Origin of the sequence: Streptomyces zingiberis, assembly GCF_012034935.1 — a bacterium.
Lineage (GTDB): Bacteria > Actinomycetota > Actinomycetes > Streptomycetales > Streptomycetaceae > Streptomyces > Streptomyces zingiberis.
The window spans coordinates 149,794-172,546 of record NZ_JAATEN010000001.1 but is presented as its reverse complement, the minus strand read 5'-3'; the positions used below and the strand labels follow the sequence as shown (position 1 = coordinate 172,546).

21 protein-coding genes are annotated in these 22,753 nt (G+C 73.5%); 18 read left to right on the top strand and 3 right to left on the bottom strand.

Annotated features, from left to right (window positions below; genetic code table 11):
* The first annotated feature begins 122 nt into the window (after window positions 1–122).
* The 12 genes from HCK00_RS00770 to HCK00_RS00715 all read left to right on the top strand — a co-directional run bounded on the left by HCK00_RS00770 (window position 123) and on the right by HCK00_RS00715 (window position 11,946).
* Window positions 123–458 carry a YbaB/EbfC family nucleoid-associated protein gene (locus HCK00_RS00770; RefSeq protein WP_168099752.1) on the top strand — a complete coding sequence of 112 codons (336 nt, stop codon included), beginning with the start codon at window positions 123–125 and terminating at the stop codon, window positions 456–458.
* Between the two features lie 251 nt (window positions 459–709).
* A complete protein-coding gene (gene recR, locus HCK00_RS00765; protein ID WP_168099751.1) occupies window positions 710–1,309 on the top strand; it encodes a recombination mediator RecR in 600 nt (199 codons plus the stop codon).
* Window positions 1,302–1,976 carry a DUF5063 domain-containing protein gene (locus HCK00_RS00760; protein WP_168099750.1) on the top strand — a complete coding sequence of 225 codons (675 nt, stop codon included), beginning with the start codon at window positions 1,302–1,304 and terminating at the stop codon, window positions 1,974–1,976. Before recR ends, HCK00_RS00760 begins: the two co-directional genes overlap by 8 nt.
* Window positions 1,977–2,357: 381 nt before the next feature.
* On the top strand, window positions 2,358–3,476 hold the full coding sequence (locus HCK00_RS00755; protein ID WP_168099749.1) for a glutathione S-transferase family protein: 1,119 nt from the start codon (window positions 2,358–2,360) through the stop codon (window positions 3,474–3,476).
* Between the two features lie 463 nt (window positions 3,477–3,939).
* Complete coding sequence (locus tag HCK00_RS00750) at window positions 3,940–4,752, top strand: helix-turn-helix domain-containing protein (protein WP_168099748.1); 813 nt, start codon at window positions 3,940–3,942, stop codon at window positions 4,750–4,752.
* Window positions 4,749–5,027, top strand: coding sequence for a DUF397 domain-containing protein (locus HCK00_RS00745; RefSeq protein WP_168099747.1), 279 nt, complete (start codon window positions 4,749–4,751; stop codon window positions 5,025–5,027). Before HCK00_RS00750 ends, HCK00_RS00745 begins: the two co-directional genes overlap by 4 nt.
* A 90-nt stretch (window positions 5,028–5,117) precedes the next feature.
* Entirely contained in the window at window positions 5,118–5,300 is a 183-nt protein-coding gene (locus tag HCK00_RS00740) for a DUF397 domain-containing protein (protein WP_240965139.1), read from the top strand.
* Between the two features lie 317 nt (window positions 5,301–5,617).
* Window positions 5,618–6,889: an aspartate kinase gene (locus tag HCK00_RS00735; RefSeq protein WP_168099745.1), complete on the top strand. Its 1,272-nt coding sequence runs from the start codon at window positions 5,618–5,620 to the stop codon at window positions 6,887–6,889.
* The gene (locus tag HCK00_RS00730) at window positions 6,886–7,962 is read left to right on the top strand and encodes an aspartate-semialdehyde dehydrogenase (RefSeq protein WP_168099744.1); all 1,077 of its coding nucleotides are present in this window, start codon (window positions 6,886–6,888) and stop codon (window positions 7,960–7,962) included. Before HCK00_RS00735 ends, HCK00_RS00730 begins: the two co-directional genes overlap by 4 nt.
* 568 nt (window positions 7,963–8,530) lie before the next feature.
* Window positions 8,531–9,106, top strand: coding sequence for a SigE family RNA polymerase sigma factor (locus tag HCK00_RS00725; RefSeq protein WP_168099997.1), 576 nt, complete (start codon window positions 8,531–8,533; stop codon window positions 9,104–9,106).
* The gene (locus HCK00_RS00720) at window positions 9,103–10,671 is read left to right on the top strand and encodes a hypothetical protein (protein ID WP_168099743.1); all 1,569 of its coding nucleotides are present in this window, start codon (window positions 9,103–9,105) and stop codon (window positions 10,669–10,671) included. The genes HCK00_RS00725 and HCK00_RS00720 overlap by 4 nt, the downstream gene beginning before the upstream one ends.
* Before the next feature lie 351 nt (window positions 10,672–11,022).
* Window positions 11,023–11,946: an SURF1 family protein gene (locus tag HCK00_RS00715; RefSeq protein WP_168099742.1), complete on the top strand. Its 924-nt coding sequence runs from the start codon at window positions 11,023–11,025 to the stop codon at window positions 11,944–11,946.
* A 260-nt stretch (window positions 11,947–12,206) separates the two neighbouring features.
* Here HCK00_RS00715 and HCK00_RS00710 read toward each other — a convergent pair whose 3' ends face one another.
* Window positions 12,207–13,988 (bottom strand): S9 family peptidase, encoded by a 1,782-nt coding sequence (locus tag HCK00_RS00710; protein WP_311765103.1) that lies wholly within the window; start codon window positions 13,986–13,988, stop codon window positions 12,207–12,209.
* 277 nt (window positions 13,989–14,265) lie between these two features.
* On the opposite strand from HCK00_RS00710, the gene HCK00_RS00705 reads away from it, so the two are divergent.
* Both HCK00_RS00705 and HCK00_RS00700 read left to right on the top strand, forming a co-directional pair.
* Window positions 14,266–15,036: a class I SAM-dependent methyltransferase gene (locus HCK00_RS00705; protein ID WP_168099740.1), complete on the top strand. Its 771-nt coding sequence runs from the start codon at window positions 14,266–14,268 to the stop codon at window positions 15,034–15,036.
* A 158-nt stretch (window positions 15,037–15,194) separates the two neighbouring features.
* On the top strand, window positions 15,195–15,491 hold the full coding sequence (locus tag HCK00_RS00700; protein ID WP_168099739.1) for an MTH1187 family thiamine-binding protein: 297 nt from the start codon (window positions 15,195–15,197) through the stop codon (window positions 15,489–15,491).
* Between the two features lie 133 nt (window positions 15,492–15,624).
* Here HCK00_RS00700 and HCK00_RS00695 read toward each other — a convergent pair whose 3' ends face one another.
* Window positions 15,625–16,290 (bottom strand): response regulator, encoded by a 666-nt coding sequence (locus tag HCK00_RS00695; protein ID WP_168099738.1) that lies wholly within the window; start codon window positions 16,288–16,290, stop codon window positions 15,625–15,627.
* Entirely contained in the window at window positions 16,287–17,237 is a 951-nt protein-coding gene (locus HCK00_RS00690) for a HAMP domain-containing sensor histidine kinase (RefSeq protein WP_168099996.1), read from the bottom strand. The genes HCK00_RS00695 and HCK00_RS00690 overlap by 4 nt, the downstream gene beginning before the upstream one ends.
* A 517-nt stretch (window positions 17,238–17,754) precedes the next feature.
* On the opposite strand from HCK00_RS00690, the gene HCK00_RS00685 reads away from it, so the two are divergent.
* From HCK00_RS00685 to HCK00_RS00670, 4 genes are all read left to right on the top strand, one after another.
* Entirely contained in the window at window positions 17,755–18,063 is a 309-nt protein-coding gene (locus HCK00_RS00685) for a hypothetical protein (protein ID WP_168099737.1), read from the top strand.
* Window positions 18,064–18,306: 243 nt separating this feature from the next.
* Window positions 18,307–19,848 carry a potassium/proton antiporter gene (locus HCK00_RS00680; protein ID WP_168099736.1) on the top strand — a complete coding sequence of 514 codons (1,542 nt, stop codon included), beginning with the start codon at window positions 18,307–18,309 and terminating at the stop codon, window positions 19,846–19,848.
* Between the two features lie 444 nt (window positions 19,849–20,292).
* The gene (locus HCK00_RS00675) at window positions 20,293–21,774 is read left to right on the top strand and encodes an FAD-binding protein (protein WP_168099735.1); all 1,482 of its coding nucleotides are present in this window, start codon (window positions 20,293–20,295) and stop codon (window positions 21,772–21,774) included.
* Window positions 21,775–21,895: 121 nt separating this feature from the next.
* Entirely contained in the window at window positions 21,896–22,732 is an 837-nt protein-coding gene (locus tag HCK00_RS00670; protein WP_168099734.1) for an alpha/beta fold hydrolase, read from the top strand.
* The last annotated feature ends 21 nt before the right edge of the window (window positions 22,733–22,753 follow it).

Here is a 22,753-nt window from a genome sequence, read left to right as displayed (position 1 = left end):
CGGATCCGGCAGCGAACCCGGCCGGTTTCCTGCCCCGAGGTGTGGCGCGCGCCCCCGGGTGACCACGTAGGCTCATCAGGCGAAGCAGACCGAACCGTCGTCGATGCCAGGAGCGTACGCACGTGTTTCCCGGTGGTGGCCAGCCCGACATGCAGCAGTTGTTGCAGCAGGCCCAGAAGATGCAGCAGGACCTCGCCTCGGCGCAGGAACAACTGGCCGAGACCTCGGTCGAGGGCTCCGCGGGCGGCGGGCTCGTGAAGGCCACGGTCACCGGAGCCGGTGAGCTCCAGGGGCTGGTCATCGACCCCAAGGCCGTGGACCCTGAGGACACGGAGACTCTCGCCGATCTCGTGCTGGCGGCGGTGCGCGACGCCAACGCCGCCGCGAGCGCGCTCCAGCAGGAGAAGCTCGGCCCGCTGACCCAGGGGCTCGGCGGAACGCCCGGCCTGCCCTTCTGACCGGCCTGCCCCCGGCGCCGGCCCGTCCCGGTGAGGGCCCGGCGCCGGGCAGGAGCGGCCCGTTCCGCCCGGCGCCGGCCGGCTGAGCGGGACCGCCGCACCGGGGAGGCGCAGCACCGCCCGGCCGGTGAACCGCAGGCGGTGAACCGCAGGCGGTGGACAGCGGTCGGCGGGCGGCGGGCGGCGACAGCGGAATCGGCGGCCGAAGCGGCACCGCCGACCGGAACGACCAGGCAGGGAGAAGACGACCCGTGTACGAAGGCGTGGTCCAGGACCTCATCGACGAGTTGGGCAGGCTGCCCGGCGTCGGTCCCAAGAGCGCGCAGCGGATCGCCTTCCACATCCTCCAGTCCGAGCCGGCCGACGTCCGCCGCCTCGCGCACGCGCTCACCGAGGTGAAGGCCAAGGTCCGGTTCTGCGCGGTGTGCGGCAACGTGGCGCAGGAAGAGCGGTGCCGGGTCTGCCTGGACCCGCGCCGTGATCCGGCGGTCATCTGCGTGGTCGAGGAGCCCAAGGACGTCGTCGCCATCGAGCGCACCCGGGAGTTCCGCGGGCGCTACCACGTACTCGGCGGGGCGATCAGCCCGATCGAGGGTGTAGGCCCCGATGATCTGCGTATACGGGAACTGCTGGCCAGGCTCGCGGACGGCACCGTCACCGAGCTGATCCTGGCCACCGACCCCAACCTCGAGGGAGAGGCCACCGCCACCTACCTCGCGCGCATGATCAAACCCATGGGCATGAGGGTCACACGACTGGCCAGTGGTCTCCCGGTCGGGGGGGATCTGGAGTACGCCGACGAGGTCACCCTCGGGCGTGCCTTCGAAGGGAGACGATTGCTCGATGTCTGACGCCACACTGCACGACGCCCGGCGGAGCCCGGACGACTTCTCGGTACAGATCGCGGACCAGATCGAGAGTTTCCTGGTCGCGGTCACGGAGGTGGCGAAGGGGGACGAGCCCGGCAGCGCGATCCCGTTCCTGCTGCTGGAGGTCTCGCAACTGCTGCTGGCCGGCGGCCGGCTCGGCGCGCACGAGGACTTCGTCCCGGTGGAGCGGTACGAACCGGACATCGGCCCGGAGCTCGACATGGACGAGCTGCGCGAGCGGTTCGCCGCGCTGCTGGAGCCGGCGGACGTCTACTCCGAGGTCTTCGACCCGTATGTGCCGCGCAGCGAGCCCGTCCCGCACCGGATCTCCGACGACCTCGCCGACATCATCAGCGACCTCCGTCACGGCATGGCGCACTACCAGGCGGGCCGGGTCGCCGAGGCGCTGTGGTGGTGGCAGTTCTCCTACTTCTCGACCTGGGGCCCGACGGCGTCCGCCGCGCTCCGCGCCCTCCAGTCGCTGCTCAGCCACATCCGCACCGGCAGCCCCCTGGAGGAGCTGGACGGGCTCGACCTGGACGCGGAGGCCGCCTCCGACGACGGTTCGCTGGAGGAGGAGGCGGGCCGCGTGATGGCCGCCGAGATCGGCATCCCGCTGGGCGTGTCCACGGAGCCCGGCCGGGGCTGAACCCGCCGCCGGCCGGCACGGAAGGCCGCGGAGCGGAGCGGGCGCGGAGCGCCGTGGTCGCGGGGCGCCGTGGTCGTGGGGCGGCGCGGCTCCCGGACGGCCCCGGGGCCGGGAGCCGCCGCAGGGCGGCCCGCCGTGGATCCCGGTCCCGGTCCCCTTCCCGGTTCCCCTCGCGTGCCCGGAGCGGCCGGAGCGTCCCGGAGGGACCCGGATGGATTACACCGTCCGCCGCGGACGTACATCACGGCGGATTCGGGGCAGGTGTACCAGGACCGACACGTACACCGCCCGGTGCGGCCGGCGTCCACGGCGGCGGGCTCCCGTCCACGGCGGCGGGTCCCGGCCCGGCCCGGCCCCGGGCCTTTCGGGAGGAGCCGGCGGATGAGTGGCCGCACGGAGACCGGCACGGACGACGGCGACGGCCGTGCGGAGCCCGCGGGAAGCAGCACGGACAACACGGCGGGCGCCACCGGTGACGCCACGGGCGGCGCGGCCGACCCCAATGCCGCCTACGGGCACCGCCCGTTCAAGCGCTCGAAGAGCCACTTCGCCGACCGCGTCACCGCGGACAGCCGGGACGGCTGGCCGGTGGAGGCCGGGCGTTACCGGCTGGTGGTGAGCCGCGCCTGCCCCTGGGCGAGCCGGGCACTGGTCTCCCGCCGCCTGCTGGGCCTGGAGAACGCGCTGTCGCTGGCCGTCGCCGACCCGATCCAGGACGAGCGGAGCTGGCGCTTCACCCTCGACCCGGACGGCCGTGACCCGGTGCTCGGCATCCGCCACCTCGCCGAGGCGTACGACGCGCGCGAGACGGACTACCCGGGCGGGGTGAGCGTGCCCGCCCTCGTGGACATCCCGAGCGGTCAGCTCGTCACCAACGACTACCAGCAGCTCACTCTCGACCTCGCGACCGAGTGGGCCGCGCTGCACCGGCCGGGGGCCCCTGACCTTTACCCCGAGCCACTGCGCGAGGAGATCGACGAGGTCATGGAGGGCGTCTACCGGGACGTCAACAACGGCGTGTACCGGGCCGGTTTCGCCTCCTCCCAGGAGGAGTACGAACGGGCGTACGGGGATGTCTTCCGCCGGCTGGAGCAGGTCTCCGCCCGCTTGGCGGACCGCCGCTACCTCGTCGGCGACACCGTCACCGAGGCCGACATCCGGCTGTTCACCACACTGGTCCGCTTCGACGCCGTCTACCACAACCACTTCAAGTGCAACCGGCGGAAGATCTCCGAGGACCCGGTGCTGTGGGCCTACGCCCGCGACCTCTACCAGACGCCCGGTTTCGGCGACACGGTCGACTTCGACCACATCAAGCGCCATTACTACCTGGTGCACACGGGCATCAACCCCACCGGCATCGTCCCCGCCGGCCCCGATCTCTCCGGGTGGCTCACCCCGCACCACCGGGAACAGCTCGGCGGCCGCCCCTTCGGCGACGGCACCCCACCGGGCCCGCCGCCCCCCGCCGAGGAGATCCCCCCGGCGGGACGCCCCTGACCCCGGTCCCCGCCACGAGGAGGAGCCGTCGAGGCCGGCAGCGCTGATCGGCGTCCCGCCGCCGCTGGTGTGTCTCCCCCGCCCCCACCGTTCCCGGTAGGCCCCCGCCGGGCACCACGAGTGCCCGGCGGGGAGGGGCGGACGCGGCACCGGCCCGGGGGTACCGCGCCACGGCGTACGTGCCCGGTCACGTCACGGAGAGCCGCCGCGGGCGTTGGGGTTACGGCATGCGGCGGCCGGGACGACGGATTCACTCGCATGGGGACTTGACGGCGTCCAACTGCCGACAGGATGCGTAAATTTGGCGCAATTAACCCCAAGTAGTGACCAGGTATTCGATGACCGCTCCATAGGTGGGAGAAGCGGATAAGTTCCTCACCGCCGGGGCGGGGGCGCGGCACTGCCGGAACCCCGAAAGCCATCTGGGCGCCGCACGGATCGGCGCGGAAAGCGGGTGACGGACATGGCGAAGAGGTACGGATCCTCGGGAACGCTGCGCTACTTCGGGAGCCAGATGCGGCTGTGGCGGCAGCGGGCCGGTATGAGCCGCGAGGAACTGGCCGAGGAGGTGGGTTACTCGGCGGAGATGATCCGCTCGGTCGAGCAGGGCCGGAGGATCCCGCAGCCGAAGGTCATCGAGCGGGTGGACGACCTGCTCCGCGCGGACGGGATGCTCAAGGCCGGAGCGGTGTTCCTGAACCGGGACCGGTATCCGGTGTACGCGGTGGATTTTGTCCAGCACGAGGCGGACGCGGTGAGCCTGTGTTGCTATGAGAGCCACTTCATTCCCGGTCAGCTGCAGACCGAGGGTTATGCCCGGGCTCTCCTGGCTGCCCACTGCCCACCACTGGACGACGAGACCATCGAGCAGCGGGTGGCCGCCCGCCTCGAACGGCAGACCGTGCTGACGCGGAAACCGCCTGTCGCCCTGTGCTTCGTCATCGAGGAAATCGCGCTTCGGCGGCCCGTTGGAGGAGCGCAGTGCATGCGGGACCAACTGCGGCATCTGCTGACGATCGGCGCGATGCGCCATGTCGCCATCCAGGTCATGCCAACCGATATCGGGGCGCACGCCGGTCTCAACGGGCCCATGGCGCTCCTGGAGACGGCCGACCACCACCGCTTCGCTTACGTCGAAGCGCAGGTGGGCAGCCAACTGCTGTCGGATCCGGATGACGTGGCCCTGATCGCCGAACGCTATGCCATGCTCCGGACGCAGGCGCTCAACACCGAAGAGTCGGCACGCTTCATCGAGCGGGTGGTGGGAGAGCTATGAGGACGGAGCAAGACAGAGAGCCGGGCGGCCTGACCTGGTTCACGAGTAGCTACAGCAACACCGAGGGCGGCAACTGCGTCGAAGTTGCGGGTGAACCGCGCAGTGGCGGTCGTGGCGGCATGGGGCCTGACCGTTCCCTCGGAACCGTGGGTCGCTCTCCTCTGATCCATGTGCGCGATTCCAAGGACGTCGCGCGTCCCTCCCTGGCGGTTGGCGGCGACGCGTGGTCGGTCTTTCTCGCCTTCGCGACCGGGAGCCCGCTGATAGCCGCCTGAGCGGAAGACGCACGGACGTCAACCCCTCAGCCCGATTCATCGAGCGATTGCTGGAGAGGCATGAACAGGCAGCCGAGTGAACGTGACGGTATGAAGTGGTTCAAGAGCAGTTACAGCAACACCGAAGGTGGTGACTGCGTCGAGGTCGCCCGTGCGCCGAGGGGTGTCCGGGTGCGGGATTCCAAGGATCTCGCCCGGCCCGCCCTGGCGCTGGAGCCCGCGGCGTGGTCGGCCTTCGTCGCCTTCGCGGCCGGGCGGCGCACAGCCGGCTGAACACGGGCGGGGCACGGGCGTCCGGCAAGGGAGCGCCCGGCGGACGGGCGCCGGATGTACGGGCCCGTCCGCCGCCCCAGCCACGGCCCCGGCGCGGCTCCGCCGGGTGAGCTGCGTCTCGTTCCCGTGTGAGCTGCGGGAAACCGGGCAGGGGTGGTCGCTGGAGCGGGTGGCGACGCCCGCCCGGTGATCATGTCCCGGGACGGCGTTCCGGGATGTGAGACCCGGGCGTCCGTTTTCGCCCACTCGATAAACTGAGCCGGCCGAAGGGCTCCGCCGCCCGCGGGGTCCGCGGAAGACAGATTCGAGGAGCGCACGTGGGCCTTGTCGTGCAGAAGTACGGAGGCTCCTCCGTCGCCGATGCCGAGGGCATCAAGCGGGTCGCCAAGCGCGTGGTGGAAGCCAAGAAGAACGGCCACAAGGTGGTCGTCGTGGTTTCCGCGATGGGTGACACGACGGACGAGCTGATCGATCTCGCCAGTGAGGTGTCCCCGATGCCCTCGGGGCGCGAGTTCGACATGTTGCTGACCGCCGGGGAGCGGATCTCCATGGCGCTGCTGGCCATGGCGATCAAGAACCTCGGCCATGAGGCCCAGTCCTTCACGGGCAGCCAGGCCGGGGTGATCACGGACTCCGTCCACAACAAGGCCCGCATCATCGACGTCACGCCCGGCCGCATCCGCAGCTCCGTCGACGAGGGCAACATCGCCATCGTCGCGGGCTTCCAGGGCGTCTCCCAGGACAAGAAGGACATCACCACCCTCGGCCGCGGCGGCTCCGACACCACGGCCGTCGCCCTCGCCGCGGCCCTCGACGCCGAGGTGTGCGAGATCTACACCGACGTCGACGGCGTGTTCACTGCCGACCCCCGGGTCGTGCCCAAGGCGCGCAAGATCGACTGGATCTCGTCCGAGGACATGCTGGAGCTGGCCAGCTCCGGCTCCAAGGTGCTGCTCCACCGCTGTGTGGAGTACGCCCGCCGCTACGACATCCCGATCCACGTCCGGTCCTCCTTCTCCGGACTGCGAGGAACCTGGGTCAGCAACGAACCGCGAGGGGACCAGCCGATGGAGCAGGCGCTCATTTCCGGAGTCGCGCACGACACGTCCGAGGCCAAGGTCACGGTCGTCGGGGTGCCCGACAAGCCGGGCGAGGCCGCGAAGATCTTCCGCGCCGTCTCGGACGCCGAGATCAACATCGACATGGTCGTGCAGAACGTCTCGGCCGCCACCACCGGCCTCACGGACATCTCCTTCACCCTGCCGATGACCGACGGCAAGAAGGCCATCTCCGCCCTGGAGAAGACCAAGGAGGCCGTGGGCTTCCAGTCGCTCCGCTACGACGACCAGGTGGCCAAGGTCTCGCTGGTCGGCGCCGGCATGAAGACCAACCCGGGCGTGACCGCGACCTTCTTCGAGGCGCTCTCCGACGCCGGGGTCAACATCGAGCTGATCTCGACCTCCGAGATCCGCATCTCGGTGGTCATCCGCGCCGACGAGGTCAACCAGGCCGTGCGCGCCGTGCACACCGCCTTCGGACTGGACAGCGACAGCGACGAGGCCGTCGTCTACGGGGGTACCGGACGATGACCCCCGCCGGCGCCGGCGGCGGTGACCGTGGGCCCACGCTCGCCGTCGTCGGCGCCACGGGTGCCGTCGGCACCGTGCTGCTCTCCATCCTCTCCGAGCGCAAGGACATCTGGGGTGAGATCCGGCTGATCGCCTCACCCCGCTCGGCGGGGCGGAAGCTCACCGTGCGCGGTGAGGAGGTCGAGGTCGTCGCGCTCGGCGAGGCGGCCTTCGACGGCGTCGACGTGGCCCTGTTCGACGTGCCCGACGAGGTGTCCGCGCAGTGGGCGCCGGTGGCCGCCGCCCGGGGCGCGGTCGTCGTGGACAACTCGGGGGCCTTCCGGATGGACCCGGACGTGCCGCTGGTGGTCCCGGAGGTGAACCCGCACGCGGTCCGCAACCGCCCGCGCTCCATCATCGCCAACCCCAACTGCACGACACTGTCGATGATTGTCGCGATGGGCGCGCTCCACGCCGAGTTCGGCCTCGGCGAGCTGATCGTCTCCTCGTACCAGGCCGTCTCCGGCTCGGGCAAGGAGGGCGTCGACACCCTGCGCGAGCAACTCGGCAAGCTCGCCGGCACGGAGCTGGGCACCCAGCCCGGCGACATCCGCCGCGCCGTGGGCGATCTGGGACCGTACCCGGCCCCGATCGCGCTCAACGTGGTGCCGTTCGCCGGCTCCCTGAAGGAGGACGGCTGGACCTCCGAGGAGCTGAAGGTCCGCGACGAGTCGCGGAAGATCCTCGGCCTGCCGGAGCTGCGGGTCACCGCGACCTGCGTACGGGTGCCGGTGGTCACCACGCACTCCCTCACCGTCCACGCCCGCTTCGAGAACGAGGTCACCGTCGCCCAGGCGCACGAGATCCTGCGGGCCGCCCCCGGCGTCGTCCTCTGCGACGACCCGGCCGCCGGGGACTTCCCGACCCCGGCCGACGTGGTGGGCACGGACCCGACCTGGGTCGGCCGGGTGCGCCGCTCGATGGACGATCCGTGCGCCCTGGAGCTGTTCGTCTGCGGGGACAACCTCCGCAAGGGCGCCGCGCTCAACACCGCGCAGATCGCGGAGCTGGTCGCGGCGGAATCCGCCGCCTGAAGCGCAGGCGGGCCCGGCCCCGGCCCGGACGCCCGGGTGGTCCGGCCGCCCGGGCCGTCCTGGCCGTCGGGGCGGCCGGGTGCCGGACCGTCCGCGCCGGCGGCTTCCGCGAACGCCCTCCTCGCGTCCGGCCCTTCCCGTGCGTGGCCGCACCGGGCCCGTCACGCACCCGGACTCGGGCGCTGAAAGCCTGTGACGGGATTCCCTTCTTCACTAAGATGTGAACAGTTTGCGGCTCCTGTGAAGGCTCTGTGATCAATTTGCTGATCAAGAGGTCTTGAACTGGGACATCGTTCTGTCCGACGATGCGCTCCCCGCCCTCTGCAACCACTGCGGGACGGGGAGCGTCTTTGCGGCCGTCCCTCGGAGGCGCTCAGCTCACGGGGGATTGGGGACGAACGGTGCACACAAGGGCAGGCGATGAAGCGGGGGACAAGGTGGGGCGCCCGTACAACCTTGGCGGGGGGCCGCGCGTCAAACAGGCGTGGCAGAGGCGATCGGTATGGCATCAATCCCCGGAGGCGGCGCGGCGGTTCTGCGCCCGCCCCGCGTGCGTGCGCTCGGCGGGATGCCGGTGATCGCCCCGATGCCCGCCGCCCGGCCCGCTCATATTCCGTCGCAGCGCGAGAGCTCTGAGGACGGGATGGCGGCAGGCACCACGGTCGACCACCTCACCGAGACCTACCGGGCGCACTACCGCTCGCTGCTGGGTCTCGCGGCACTGCTGCTCGACGACACGGCCTCCTGTGAGGACGTCGTCCAGGAGGCCTTCATCCGGGTGCACTCCGCCCGCAGCAGGGTCCGCGAACCGGAGAAGACCCTGGCCTACCTCCGGCAGACGGTGGTCAACCTCTCGCGTTCCGCGCTGCGCCGCCGCATACTCGGGCTCAAGCTGCTCTCCAAGCCCATGCCCGACATGGCGAGCGCCGAGGAAGGCGCCTACGAGCAGCTGGAGCGCGACCAGCTCATCCGCGCGATGCGCGGACTGCAACGCCGGCAGCGCGAGGTACTGGTGCTGCGTTACTTCGCCGACATGACCGAGGCCCAGGTCGCGGACACGCTCGGCATATCACTCGGCTCGGTCAAGGCATACGGATCACGGGGGATCGCGGCGCTGCGCGTCGCCATGGAGGCCCCGGCATGAAAGATCTGCAGCAGGGAGCGGACGGCCCCCGGCGGCCGGACCGTTCCGCCGATACGTCGCGCCCCGGCGGGCCCGAGCCCGCCGGGCCGCCGCCGGACACCGTCCCCGCGGACGGGCCACCGGAGGCGGCCGGCGAGGCGGAGGTGCGCGGAGCGGCCGAGGCGGAAGGGGCCGGGGAACAACCCGGGGAGCGGCCCGGGGATCAGCGGGACGAGGCATCCGAGGTCCGTGAACTCTTCAGCAAGTTGAGGCCGCTCCTGGACGGCCCCGGCATCGTGGACGGCCCCGCGGAGGCGGACGGCTCCGCGAGCGCCGAGGGGGCCGCAGAAGCCGACGCGTCCGCGAGCGCCGACGGGGCGGGACGTGCCGGTGAGGCCGGTGAGGCCGGTGAGCCCGGTGGATCGGGCGCCTGTTCCGGCGGGCCCGCCCGATCCGGCGGCCGGGCCGCACCCGGCGGCCACCCGGCGCGCGGCGGCTCCGGCAACACCGAGCACACCGGCAAAACCGAGCACACCGACAGCGCCGGGAGCGACCGCAGGCAGACCGCCGGCCCGGACGGGGCGATGGACGAGCAGGCGCTGCGGCGTCTGCTGCACACGGTCGTGGACGACCTGGAGCCCTCCCGCGACGCGCTGGAGCAACTGCGTCACGCCGTGCCCGCCCGCCGGGCCCGCAAACGACAGGCGCTGGTCGGCGCCGCGGCGGCCGTCCTTCTCGCGGGTACCGCCGTACCGGGTCTCATCCACGTCACCTCCTCCGGAGGCACATCCCAGGACCCCTCGGCCAACGCGGCCAGCAGCCAGCACACGGCGGGGGAGGCCGAGGGCCCCCGGTCCGGTCCCGGGGACGACAAGGTCGCGGAACGGCATCCGGGACGCGTGGCCGAGCAGGAGAAGGACGAGAAGGCGGCGGAGGACGGCGGGAAGGGCGAGCTGAGCCGCGAGGGGCAGGGCAGCACCGTGGGCGGCACGGGCGCCACCCCCTCCCAGGGGAGCATGGCCGCGAGCTCGCCCCGGTGTGAACGCGCGCAGCTCGGCGGCGGTACGGCGGCCAAGGGCGAACCTGACGCCGAGGGCAAGATCTACGGCAGCTTCCGCGTCGTCAACACCTCCTCGACCACGTGCACGGTGTCGGGTCCCGGCACCGTCACCGCCGTGCACCAGGGCGCGGCGGCCCCGGTCCCGGTCATCGACCACACCCTGGGGAACGCCGCCACCGCCCTGCCGGACCCGGCCGCCGAGACCAGACAGCTCGTCCTCGAACCCGGCCAGGCCTACGAGGTGAGGTTCGCGTGGGTCCCCGCGAGCGGTTCGGGAGGCTGTCCGTCCCCCGGCACCTCCCCCGACCCGGGCAGCGGCTCCGGTGGTTCGGGTGGCTCCGGCGGTGAGGGCGAGGGGACCGAGGGCAGCCAGACGCTGGGACAGCCCACGGAGGACACCACCCCGGAGACCGGCAGCGTGGAACTCAGCTACACCCCGGAGACGGGACAGCCCGTGGCCGCCTCGACGGTCATCACCGGCGTCTGCTCGGGGACGGTCTACCGCACGGGCGTGCTCGCCGCCTGACGGGAGCCGCGGGGCCGGAGGCCGGGCGCCCCGCCGCGCCGCGCGCGTACCGGGACCCGGGTGGCGCGGGGGACGCTCCGCCCCGGAATCCTGTGAGGTGGGGTGGACGCCCTGAGCCGGTGGCCCCCGGCCAGGGCACGCGCGGCGCGCCGCCGGGCCCGGCCCGGTGCGAGCGCGCCGGCAAGACCTCGGGAGGGGAGGAGAGCGGGGCGGGACGGCCGAGAGGTCCGTCCCGCCCCGTTGCCGTCCCGCCCCGTGACGGGTGGCGCGACTCCATGAGGGAAGCGCTCCCGGGAGCCCACACCCGGCCCCGGGCCCCGGGCGGTGGCGCTCTCCCCGTACCGTGGAGGGGTGTACCGGTTCCTGCTGACCCCCCGGTGGTGGGGGATCAACCTCTTCGCCGCACTCGCCATTCCCTTCTGCCTGTTCATGGGCAGCTGGCAGCTCAGCAGGTTCGAGGCGCGCGCCGCCTTTCACCAGGAGCAGCAGCAGTACGCCACGGCGGCGGAGCGTGAACCGGCGAAGCCGCTGAACGAGATGGTGCCGGTGGACCAGCGGACCACCGGCCGCCTCGCCGAGGCCACCGGGACGTACGAGGACCAGCTGCTCGTCCCCGACCGCCGGCTGGACGGGAGGGACGGCTTCTACGTCCTCACCCTGCTGCGCACGGGAGACGGCAAGGCCCTGCCGGTCGTCCGGGGCTGGCACCCCGGTGACGCGCGCACCGCCGACGCACCCCCGCCCCCGAAGGGCGAGGTCACCGTCACCGGCGCGCTGCAGGCACCGGAGAACCGGCGCACCGAGGGCGCGCTCGCCGGCGGCCTGCCGGATGGGCAGATCGGCATCATCAGCGCGGCGGCCCTCGTCAACGTGGTGCCCTACGACGTTCACAACGCCTGGATCACCTTGGTCGAGAGCCCCGCGGGTCTCCGTCCGGTGCCGCCGGCCGTCGCCCAGAACAGCGGGCTCGACCTGAAGGCGTTCCAGAACCTCGGTTACACCGGTGAGTGGTTCGTCTTCGCCGGGTTCGTGGTCTTCATGTGGTTCCGTCTCTTCCGCCGTGAGGTGGAGACCCAGCGCGACCTCGCCCTCGGGCTGCCCCCGGACGGACCCACGCTCACGCCCGCGCTCGTGCCCGCGGCCTCGACCGCAGCCGCAGCCGCAGCCGCGACCGGGCCCGGTCCGGGGTCCGTCCCCGGGCCGTCGGGCGGGGCCCCTTCGGCGTCCGATCCGGCGAGCGGCCCGTCCGGCGCTCCGCTCCGCCCCGGGACCTGACCACCGGAACCCGAATCGGCCCCCGGCCCAGGACCCGGGCCACCAGGCCCCGAAACTCCAGGCCCGGGACGCTGTGGGACTCGAACCCCGGAGGGGACTCGAACTCAGCGCCCATGAGATCCGGCCCCCAGGCCCCCGGGACCGGACCCCGTGCGGGCCCGGCCCTGGTGCTCCGGAGCCTGCCGGCCCTCGTGCCCCGGAGCCTGCGACCTCTGTGCTCCGGGGCATGAGGGCCGGCAGGCCCCTGGCCCCGGCGCTGGTCAGCTCCCCAGGTGACGCCGGACGAAGTCGAGTTCCATCCGTATCTGCTTGATCCGTTCCTCCACCACCAGGGAGCCGTGCCCCGCGTCGTAGCGGTAGACCTCGTGGACCACGCCACGCTCCTCCAGGCGGCGGACGTAGTTCTCGACCTGGCGTATCGGGCAGCGGGGGTCGTTCACCCCGGCCGAGATGTAGACCGGCACCCGTACGTGGTCGACGTAGGTGAGCGGGGACGAGGCCTCGAAGCGCTCCGGTACCTCCTCCGGCGTGCCGCCGAGGAGGGTGCGGTCCATCGCCTTCAGCGCCTCCATCTCGTCGTGGTAGGCCGTGACGTAGTCGGCCACGGGAACCGCCGCCAGCCCCAGTGACCAGGCGTCCGGCTGGGTGCCCAGGCCGAGCAGGGTGAGATAACCGCCCCAGGAGCCGCCGGAGAGCACCAGCCGCCGCGGATCGGCGAGCCCCGACTCCACGGCCCACTCCCGGACGGCCGCGATGTCCTCCAGCTCGATCAGGCCCACCCGGTGCTTCAGGGCGTCCGTCCACTCCCGGCCGTAGCCCGTGGAACCGCGGTAGTTGACCCGGACGACGGCGAAGCCGTGGTCCACCCAGGCGGCCGTGGCCGAGGCGAAGGCGTCGCTGTCGTGCCAGGTGGGACCGCCGTGGATGTCGAAGACGCAGGGGTGGGGGCCGTCCCCGGCCGGCTTCTGCACCAGCGCGTGGACCCGGCCGCCCGGCCCGTCCACCCACACGTCGGTGACCGGTACCGAGGGCGGTGCCTTGTGCCCCGGCGGGTCGAGCACGGTCCGCCCCGTGGTCGACCGGATCTCGGGGGGACGCGCCGCCGAGGACCACAGGTACTCCACGCTGCCGTCGGGCCGGGCGGTGGCCCCGGAGACCGTGCCGGGCGGGGTCTCGACGCGGGAGAGCTCCCGGCGGGTGAGGTCGTACCACCACAGCTCGTCCCGGGCCTGGTGGCTGTGGTCGATGAGCAGCGCCGATCCGTCCGGCGTCCAGCCCGCCCCGATGTCGCCGGGGAGATCGATCTCCAGGGCCGTCTCCTCACCGGTCAGCGGATTCCACAGCATGGGCTCCCAGCGCCCGTTCCGCTGGTGGCCGACGAGCAGCCGGGGGTCGCCCGCGGCCGGGGCGAAGCCCATCACCGTCAGCCCGAGCTCCTCGGTGCCGCCCTTGGTGTCGTCCAGCTCGGCGACCGTTTCCCCGTCGAGCGTGACGACGCGGAGGGCGGAGTGCATCGCGTCACCGTGCTCGGTGTGCTCCAGGGCCAGCAGCGTGCCGTCGTGGGACAGATCGCCGACGCCCGCGGACTCGGCGTGGCGGTAGATCTCCACCGGCTCGCCGCCGGGCCGCGCCACATGGACCGAGGAACCGCCTTCCTCCGCCGCGGAGCCGTCCACCGAGCGGCCGATCACCGCCGTGCCGTCCCGGCCGAGGGCCAGGCCGGACGGGTAGGAGGGGGCCAGGCCGGGGACGGCGGGCTCGTCCTTCCCGCCGTGGAACGGCTGGCGCATCCACACGCCGAACTCGTCCCCGTCGGTGTCGGCGAACCACCAGATCCACTCGCCGTCGGGCGTCAGCACGCCGTCCGTCGTGCCGTTCGGGCGGTCCGTGACCTGGCGCTGCGCGCCGGTGGACCGGTCCCAGGCGTAGAGCTCGAAGACGCCCGTGGCGTTCGAGACGAACAGCGAGCGGTCGGGGGCGTCCTCCGCCCACTCGGGCAGCCCGGCCCGCGGGGCGCGGAACCGCAGCTCCCAGTCGGGCACGGCGGCCCCGGTGGCGGCCTCGGCGGTGGGCCCGGTGGCGGACCCGGTGGCGGTCTCGGCGGTGGTCTCGGCGGTGGACCCGGTGGCGGACCCGGTGGTCCCGGTCGTTCCGGCGGGCGGGGCGTTCTCCGCGGGCGCGGCGTTCCCGGCGGGCCCGGCGGGCTGCGCGTTCCCGGCGGGGCCGGTCGCGTCGGTCGAGTCGGTCATGCCCCCATTCTGCGGGAGGCGGGGCCCGGGCCGCTGGTGTGGTCCCCGGCCTGTGGATAACGTGCCCGGCATGCATGCGAGACCCGCTCCGTCCGACGACTGGCCCGAACCGGAGGACTCCGGCGACCTCGACACCTTCCGGTACGGGCAGGACACCATCCGGGAGATCGAGGTCTCCGGCGCCGGTGACGTCACCGGCCGCACCCTGCTGCACCTGCGCTGCCGCAGCGGTCTGGACACCCTCTCCTGGGCGCGGCACGGCGCGCGGCACGTCGTCGGCCTCGACAGCTCCGAGGCCGCGGTGGAGGCGGCCCGGGAACTCGCCGCGGACCTGGGCCTCGGCCCGGACCGCGCCGCTTTCGTCACCGCGCCGCTCTACGACGCCGCCCAGGCCGTCCCGGATCCCGCGTACGACATCGTGCACACCGGGGCCGGCACCCTCTCCCGCCTCCCCGACCTGCGCCGCTGGGCCGAGACCGCCGCCTCCCTGGTGGCTCCCGGCGGCATCCTCCACCTGACCGAGTTCCACCCGCTCACCGGTGTCCTCGACGACGAGACGGGCGCGCGCATAGTCCGCGACCACTTCGCCCGCGACCGTTACGAGCACGAGCAAGGGCCGGACGTCCACCCCGACTTCGACACCCAGGCCATCCGGCACCCCCTGGGCGAGGTGGTCACCGCCGTCGCCGCGACGGGCCTCCGCGTCGACCTCCTGCGGGAGCACGACATCACCCGCTTCCGGCGCTTCGGCTCCCTGGAGCCCCGCAGCCCGTCGCCGCGGCGTCCCGCCGGGCCGATCCGCGTCCCGCTCCTCTACACCCTGCGCGCCACCCGCGTCTGAGGTGCTCCGGGGGCGCGTTCCCCGGGCGCGTTCCCCGGCGTGCCGGGCGGCCCCCGGCCCGGCGGCCCGCCGCCCGGGGGCGGCGCGCGGGATCATGGGGGTGGACCAGCGCCCGAGCAGACGGGCGGCAGCCCGAACGACACCAGGGAGTGATCCACATGATCGTCGCGTTCTCGGTGACCCCGATCGGTTCCGGGGAGGACGTGGGTGAGGAGGTCGCCGAGGCCGTGCGCGTCGTACGGGAGAGCGGGCTGCCGCACCGCACGGACGCGATGTTCACCAGCATCGAGGGCGAGTGGGACGAGGTGATGGACGTCGTCAAGCGCGCCGTGGACGCCGTGCGGGCCCGCGCGGGACGCGTCAGCGTCGTGCTCAAGGCGGACATCCGCGAGGGCGTCACCGACGGCCTGACGTCCAAGGTCGAGCGCGTCGAACGCCTGCTCGCGGAGAGCTGACCCCGCGGGGAGCGGCCCGGCCGGCGGGACGGGGAACCGGGCCGACCCGGTTCCCCGTGCGCCGTGCCTCCCGCCAGGCCGCGGGCGACGCCGCCGGTCGCGGCCGGCGCATCGCCGGGGCCCGCCCCGCCCCCTACGGTTCGATCAGCCCCGCCCGGATCGCGTACCGGGTGAGTTCGAGGCGGTCGCGCAGGCCCAGCTTCTGGAGCAGGTTCGCACGGTGGCGCTCCACGGTCTTGACGCTGATGACGAGCATGTCCGCGATCTCCCGCGAGGTGTGCCCCTCCGCGACCAGCTTCAGGACCTCCTCCTCGCGGTCCGTGATGGCCCGGGCGGGCAGGTTCTCCCCCTGCCGGTTCCGTTCGAGGTAGTTGCGGATCAGCGCGTTGACCGCCCCGGGGTAGAGGAACGGCTCGCCGCGCATGGCGGCCCGGCACGCCTCCACCAGATCGCGGTCGGCGACGGACTTCAGCACGTAGCCGGACGCCCCCGCGGCCAGCGCCTCGAAGAAGTACTGCTCGTTGTCGTACATGGTGAGGACGAGGATGCGCAGGCCCGGCAGGGAGCGGGAGAGTTCCCGGGCGGCCTGCAGGCCCGTCAGCCGGGGCATGGCGACGTCCAGGATCGCCAGGTCCGGCCGCTCGGCGCGGGCCAGGGCGACGGCCTCGGCCCCGTCACCGGCCTCCGCGACGACGGTCAGGTCCGGCTCGCAGTCCAGGATGAGCCGGACCCCCCGCCGGACCAGGGCGTGGTCGTCCGCCAGCAGGATGCGGGTCACGGGCGTCTCGGTCGTGGTCATGGGCTCCCCTGGGGCACGGGCACGGTCAGACACACCTCGGTACCGCCGTCCGGTCCGGGGCCGATGGCGAGGGCGGCGCCGATGAGCAGGGCCCGCTCGCGCATCCCGCGGATGCCGGCCCCCTCCGGCGCCCCGCCGGTGCCGCGGCCGTCGTCCCGGACGGCCAGCAGCACCCCGGTTGCGACCCGCCGCAGTTCGATGTCGGCGTGGCGGGCGCGCGCGTGGCGGACGGTGTTGGTCAGGCTCTCCTGGGCCACCCGGTAGAGGACGAGTTCCGCCTCCCGGTCCAGGGACGGCAGCTTCGGGTCGAGCCGGTGGCGGACGGTGAGCACCGGGCCGGAGAACTCCCCCGCCAGCGCCTTCAACGCGCTCACCAGACCGAGTTCCTCCAGCACGCCGGGGCGGAGCCGCCGGGCGATGCGGCGGATCTCGTCCAGGCCCGTGCGGGTGGTCTCCTGCACCTGGCGCAGCTCCTCGCGCACCGGGCCGGGGGCGCGGTCGGCGACCCCCTTGAGCTCCAGGAGCACGGCGGTGAGCGTCTGCCCGACCTCGTCGTGGAGTTCCTGGGCGACCCGCCGGCGCTCGGCCTCCTGCGCGGAGAGGGCCCGCCCGGTGGAGGCGGCGCGTTCGGCCTCCAGCCGGTCGAGCATGCTGTTGAAGGCGCGGACGAGTTCCGCGATCTCGCCGTGGCCCTTCGCCGAGGGGCGGGGGCCGGGCCGCAGCAGGTCGATGGTGGCCATGGTGCGGGCCAGCCGGCTGAGCGGCGCCAGTCCGAACCGGAGCAGTGCCGCGTTGGCGACGAGCAGGACGGCCAGCCCGACGGCCAGCACCGCGGCCTCCGTGAGCAGCACCGGGGTGGAGACCGTGACCGGCCCGAGCAGCAGCAGCGCCGTCGCCGCGATCAGCACCGCGGCGTTCATGAGGAAGACCCGCCAGAAGAGCGGCATCCGGTGCGTCTCGATGGGAGCCGCGTCGTCGGTGCTCGTCATGGGCTGGCTGTCCTTGCTCTCCTCCGCCGGCCCGGGCCCCGGCGCTCTCCGTCACCAGCAAGGGTGTCGGTGCGGCGGCCCCGTTGTCCATCGGGGACGGCACCCATTCCGGACGGAGTGCCCGGTGGGGGAGGTCCGCGTCTACAGGTCCGGGCCCCCGCCGTATGGGTGGTGGACCCGATGGTCAGGGGGGCCCGGGGCGGTGATCATGGGAGGGGACGACGCGGGATCACGGACCCGGGCCGGACGGGCCGGGTGCGGGGCGGCACGGACACACCGCCGGCCGTACGCGCCCCACCACACCGCCGGCGCGGTCCCGGGCACGGCCCCGGACCGCCCCACGGCAGCGGTCGACGGCACCGGCCGGCCCGGGCCGGACCGGCGACAGGGAGGGATCCGTGACCCGCGGGACGAGAACGGCCGCCCACCGGCGGCCGAGCCGGCGCACGGCGAGTGGGCCGGCGGAGGAGGAGCGATGGACCGGTTCGACCAGGGATCACCCGAGTTCCGCGGTGACCGGCCGGACCCCGGTCCCCGTACCGGCGCGGAGGTGGCCCGGTGCCCGCGCATGCTGGCCGCCGGGCGGTTCTGCGCGGTCTGCGCGGGGCGGGGCGCCGGGGCGTGCCCGCACCGGAGGCCCGAACGCCGCCGCCGGGTCGCGTGGGGGCTGCTGCTCTGCGCCATGCCGGCCCTGTCCGCCGGGATCATCATGGAGGACGGCCTGCTCATCGCGGCGGGGCTGGTGCTGGTGGGGGTCGCGGCGCACTTCTTCGAGACCTCCTGAGGCCGGTGCGAGACCTCCTGAGGCCGGTGCGGGGCGTCCCGGGCCGGGCCGGATGGTGACGGCTGCCCGGGTGGGTCCCCCGCGGCAGCCGGACGGTCACGCGGGCCGCACGGTTCACACCGGCCCCCCCGGCCTCACCGGCGCGCCGCCCCCGGGTCCGCGCCCCGCGCCCGCGCCGTCCTACCGTGGTGTCCGCGACCCGCGCCCGCTCCACGTGCCGGGGCCGGACCCGGAGGCGGCCCGATGACCCTGCAAGACCTGTACACCGCCCTGCTGATCGGCGGCACCGTCCTGCTGGCCAGCATCATGGCCGCCCGTACGGCCCACCGCATCGGCCTTCCCAGTCTGCTGCTCTTCCTCGCCGTCGGGGTGCTGCTCGGCGAGGACGTGATCGGGCTGAAGTTCGACGACGCGGCGCTGGCGCAGTCCCTGGGCACGGCGGCGCTCGCGGTGATCCTCGTCGAGGGCGGGCTGACCACGCAGTGGCAGGGCGTCCGCCGGCTGCTGCTGCCGGCGGGGGTACTGGCCACCGCCGGGGTGGCGGTGTCCGTGGTGGTCACGGCCGCCGGCGCGCACTTCCTGCTGGGCATGGACTGGCACCTGGCGCTGCTGCTGGGCGCGATCGTCTCCTCGACCGACGCGGCCGCCGTGTTCTCGGTGCTGCGCTCCCTGCCGCTGCCGCAGAAGGTCTCCGGGCTGCTGGAGGCGGAGTCCGGCTTCAACGACGCGCCGACGATCATCCTGGTGCTGGTCTTCAGCACGGCCGCCGCGGACCTGCCGGGGCCCGCGTTCGTCCTCGGGAACGTCGTGTACCAGCTCGTGGTGGGCGGCGCGCTGGGGCTCGCCATCGGGTGGATCGGCGTCTTCGGGCTGCGCCGGATCGCGCTCCCCGCCTCCGGCCTGTACCCCCTGGCGACCGTCGCGTTCGGGATCATCGCCTTCGCCGCGGCGGGGGCCGTGAACGCCAGCGGCATCATCGCCGCCTACCTGGGCGGACTGGTGCTCGGCAACGCCAAGCTGCCGCACCGCGCCGCCACCCGCTCCTTCGCCGAGGGAGCCGGCTGGCTGGCGCAGATCGGCCTCTTCGTCATGCTGGGCCTGCTGGTGAACCCCAGCGAGCTCTCCTCGGCGGTGCTGCCGGCCGTCGTGGTGGGGCTGGTGCTGCTGCTCGTCGCCCGGCCGATCTCGGTCTTCGGCTGCCTGCTGCCCTTCCGGATGCCCTGGCGTGAGAAGACCTTCGTCTCCTGGGCGGGCTTGCGCGGCGCGGTGCCGATCGTCCTGGCCACCTTCCCGATCGTCGGGGGAGTGGAGGGGGCCCGGTCCCTGCTGAACATCGTCTTCGTGCTGGTCGTCATCTTCACCCTGGTCCAGGGGCCGAGCCTGCCCGCCTTCGCGCGCCGGCTGGGGCTGATCCGGCCGGGCGCACTGAACGAGGTCCAGGTGGAGACCGCGCCCCTGGACGTCCTCGACGCCGACCTGCTCACCCTCACCGTCCCCGCGGGCTCCCGGCTGCAGGGCGTCGCCGTCTTCGAGCTGCGGCTGCCGCCGCCGACGGTCGTGACACTGATCGTCCGCGACTCCACCACGGTGATGCCACAGCGGGAGACGGTGCTGCGGGCCGGCGACGAACTGCTGCTGGTCACCACCCCGGACGTCCGTGAGGCCGCGGAGCGCCGGCTGCGGGCCGTGGGCCGCCACGGCCGGCTGGCCCGCTGGCTCGGCGAGACCGGCGACCCCGCCACCACCCCGGCCGGCACCGCGCCGGACCACCCGGCACGGACCTGAGCCGGGCCGCCGGGCTGACGGGACCGGCGCGCGCCGGGGTGCTGCCGCGCCCTGGGGGTGTGTGCGCGCCGCCGCGCGTGGGCTGCCGGGCCCGAGCCCGGGGCAGCAGCCGGGAGGCCGCGCACCGGAGTCCGCGGCGGCCGGGCCGGAATCCGGGGCGGCCGGTGCCGGCCGGGCCGAATTGACGATCTCTGACAGTAACTTGAGAAACGTCTGATGGTGCCCGGTGTTCCGGCCTGGCTAAGGTGCGACGCATTGGTGAAAACGTCTCAGCGACGGTCCTGATGCCTCAGCGACGGTCCGAAAGGAGTTCGCCATGCCCGGACCGCTCCCCACCGAACCGCTCCCTCTTCCCGGAAATTCGGGGAACGATGTCCACCGGATTTCCCGGAACGGCGCCACCCGCCGGTTTTTCGCCGCCCGGGAGACCCGCCGGGGGACGACATGATCGGCCGCCGTCAATTCCTCGGCGTTTCCGCGGCCGGTGCCGCCGTGGTGGTGGGGTTCGACCCCTCCGGGCGCGGCTGGGTCACGGAGGCCGCAGCCGCGGGCCGCCCGTCGTTCGCCGCCGCGCCCGCGCTGGACGGCGAACTCCTGCTCGACGCGGTGTCCCGGCAGGCCGTCACCACCGATCTGGGCAACATCGTCCGCCGCGCTCCCCGCGCCGTGCTGCGCCCCGCCTCGGTGGCCGACATCGCCAAGATGATCCGGTTCTGCCGGGCGCACGGCATCGCGGTCGCGCCCCGCGGCCAGGCGCACACCACCTACGGCCAGGGCCTCTCCGCCGGCCTGCTCATCGAGATGCGCCACCTCGACCGCGTCCACGCGCTCGGCCCGCGCACCGCCGAGGTCGACGCCGGAATCCGCTGGATGGACCTGACCGAGGCCGCGTACGCCCGGTCGCCGCGGCTGACCCCGCCGGTCCTCACCGGGTACACCGGTCTCTCCGTGGGCGGCACGCTGTCCGTGGGCGGTATCGGCGGCCTGGTCGGCGGCCTCCACACCGGACTGCAGGTCGATCACGTCCGGGCACTCGAGGTGGTCACGGGCACCGGCGCCGTGGAGCGCTGCTCCCGCCACCGCCGGAGCGACCTGTTCGAGGCGGTGCTCGGCGGACTCGGCCAGTGCGGCGTCATCACCAAGGCGGTCGTGGACCTCGTCCCCGCCCGGGAGGAGACCCGCACCTACGCCTTCGGGTACACCGGCACCGCCGCTTTCTTCCGGGATTTCCGCACGCTCGTCGAGCGCCCCGGAATCGATCACATCTACGCGGAATTCGTGGCCCCCGGCACCGCGCCGACCTACACAATCCACGCAACGGTCTTCCACGACGCCGGGGCGCCGCCCGACGACGGGAGAATCGCCGCCGGGCTGTCCGCCGAACCGGAGATCGCGGACGCCGGATATCTCGACTACGCCTTCTCGATCGACCGGGCGATCGACGCGCTCCGGGAAACGGAGCGGTGGGACGAGTACGTCAAACCGTGGTTCGACGTCTGGCTGCCCGGTTCCACCGTCGAGGACTTCTTCCACGACCTCATGCCGAGGCTGACCCCGCGCGACATCGGTGCCTTCGGCGCCGGGCTGATCTACCCGCAGCGGCGGGCGCACACCACCCGCCCCTTCCCCCGGCTGCCCCGGCGGGACGGCTCGCCGTGGGCGTTCGTCGTCGACATCAACACCGTCTCCCCCGCCCCCGGCCCGGACCCGGCGTTCGCCGAGGAGATGCTCGCCCGCAACGTGCGCCTCTTCGCCCGCACCAGGGAACGTTTCGGCGGGACGCTCTACCCGATCGGCTCGGTCCCCTTCACCCCCGGCGACTGGCGCGCCCACTACGGCGACCGCTGGCCGGCCTTCCGCGCCGCCAAGCGCCGCTACGACCCGTCCGCCATCCTCACCCCGGGCGCGGGCGTCTTCGGCGGCTGACACCGGCCGGGATCCGGTCGGTGGAGGCCCATGGCCGGGGGCCGGGGCGGGCGGTCCTTGACGGGCATGGCTAATAGCATTAGCTTTGAGCTAACGAAATTAGCCACGCCCGGGAGGCGTCATGACCGAGTTCCTCGCCGTCGACGACGGCACCATCGCCTACGAGGTGACGGGATCCGGCCCGCTGGTCGTGCTCGCGCACGGCATGGGGGACAGCCGGCACGCGTACCGCGCCGTGATCCCGCCGCTGGTGGCCGCGGGCTACCGGGTCGCCGCCGTCGACCTGCGCGGTTGCGGCGAGTCCTCCGCCGGCCGGGCGGAGTGGAGCCGCACCGCCATCGCCGGGGACCTGCTCGCCGTGATCCGCCATCTGGGCGGCCCGGCCGTGCTCGTCGGCCACTCGATCTCCGGCGGCGCCGCCACGATCGCGGCCGCTCAGGAACCGTCGCTGGTCACCGCGGTCGTCGAACTGGCGCCGTTCACCCGCAAGCAGGCGGTCCGCCTCGGTGACCTGCGGGTGCGGCGGGTCCGGCGGGGCATGGCGCGGCTGCTCGGCGCGGCGGTCTTCGGCAGCGTGCGGCTCTGGCGCTCGTACCTCGACGTGGCCTACCCCGGCGTTCGGCCGGACGACTGGGCGGAGCGGCTCGGCCGCGTCGACGCCCTGCTGCGCGAACCGGGCCGGATGAAGGCGCTCCAGGGCATGGGCCGGGTCTCCCCGGCCGACGCGGGCGCCCAGCTCGGCAACGTCCGCTGCCCGGTGCTCGTCGTGATGGGCACGCTCGACCCCGACTGGGCCGACCCGCGTGCGGAGGGGGCGGCGATCGTCGAGGCGCTGCCGCCCGGCCTCGGACGGCTGGAGACGATCGAGGGCGCGGGGCACTACCCGCACGACCAGTTCCCCGGCGAGGTGGTCTCGCTCGTGCTCCCCTTCCTCCGCCGGGAGGCCCCTCGTGCCTAGGGCGGGCCTGGACCGCGCGGC

Excerpts from the sequence above, each read along its gene's own strand:
- HCK00_RS00670 (WP_168099734.1), top strand. The coding sequence starts at position 21,896 with ATGACCGAGTTCCTCGCCGTCGACGACGGCACCATCGCCTACGAGGTG.
- HCK00_RS00750 (WP_168099748.1), top strand. The coding sequence starts at position 3,940 with ATGGCGAAGAGGTACGGATCCTCGGGAACGCTGCGCTACTTCGGGAGC.
- HCK00_RS00745 (WP_168099747.1), top strand. The coding sequence starts at position 4,749 with ATGAGGACGGAGCAAGACAGAGAGCCGGGCGGCCTGACCTGGTTCACG.
- HCK00_RS00730 (WP_168099744.1), top strand. The coding sequence starts at position 6,886 with ATGACCCCCGCCGGCGCCGGCGGCGGTGACCGTGGGCCCACGCTCGCC.
- HCK00_RS00685 (WP_168099737.1), top strand. The coding sequence starts at position 17,755 with ATGGACCGGTTCGACCAGGGATCACCCGAGTTCCGCGGTGACCGGCCG.
- HCK00_RS00720 (WP_168099743.1), top strand. The coding sequence starts at position 9,103 with ATGAAAGATCTGCAGCAGGGAGCGGACGGCCCCCGGCGGCCGGACCGT.
- HCK00_RS00680 (WP_168099736.1), top strand. The coding sequence starts at position 18,307 with ATGACCCTGCAAGACCTGTACACCGCCCTGCTGATCGGCGGCACCGTC.
- HCK00_RS00755 (WP_168099749.1), top strand. The coding sequence starts at position 2,358 with ATGAGTGGCCGCACGGAGACCGGCACGGACGACGGCGACGGCCGTGCG.
- HCK00_RS00700 (WP_168099739.1), top strand. The coding sequence starts at position 15,195 with ATGATCGTCGCGTTCTCGGTGACCCCGATCGGTTCCGGGGAGGACGTG.
- HCK00_RS00760 (WP_168099750.1), top strand. The coding sequence starts at position 1,302 with ATGTCTGACGCCACACTGCACGACGCCCGGCGGAGCCCGGACGACTTC.
- HCK00_RS00695 (WP_168099738.1), bottom strand. The coding sequence starts at position 16,290 with ATGACCACGACCGAGACGCCCGTGACCCGCATCCTGCTGGCGGACGAC.
- HCK00_RS00675 (WP_168099735.1), top strand. The coding sequence starts at position 20,293 with ATGATCGGCCGCCGTCAATTCCTCGGCGTTTCCGCGGCCGGTGCCGCC.
- HCK00_RS00690 (WP_168099996.1), bottom strand. The coding sequence starts at position 17,237 with ATGCCGCTCTTCTGGCGGGTCTTCCTCATGAACGCCGCGGTGCTGATC.
- HCK00_RS00740 (WP_240965139.1), top strand. The coding sequence starts at position 5,118 with ATGAAGTGGTTCAAGAGCAGTTACAGCAACACCGAAGGTGGTGACTGC.
- HCK00_RS00725 (WP_168099997.1), top strand. The coding sequence starts at position 8,531 with ATGCCGGTGATCGCCCCGATGCCCGCCGCCCGGCCCGCTCATATTCCG.
- HCK00_RS00705 (WP_168099740.1), top strand. The coding sequence starts at position 14,266 with ATGCATGCGAGACCCGCTCCGTCCGACGACTGGCCCGAACCGGAGGAC.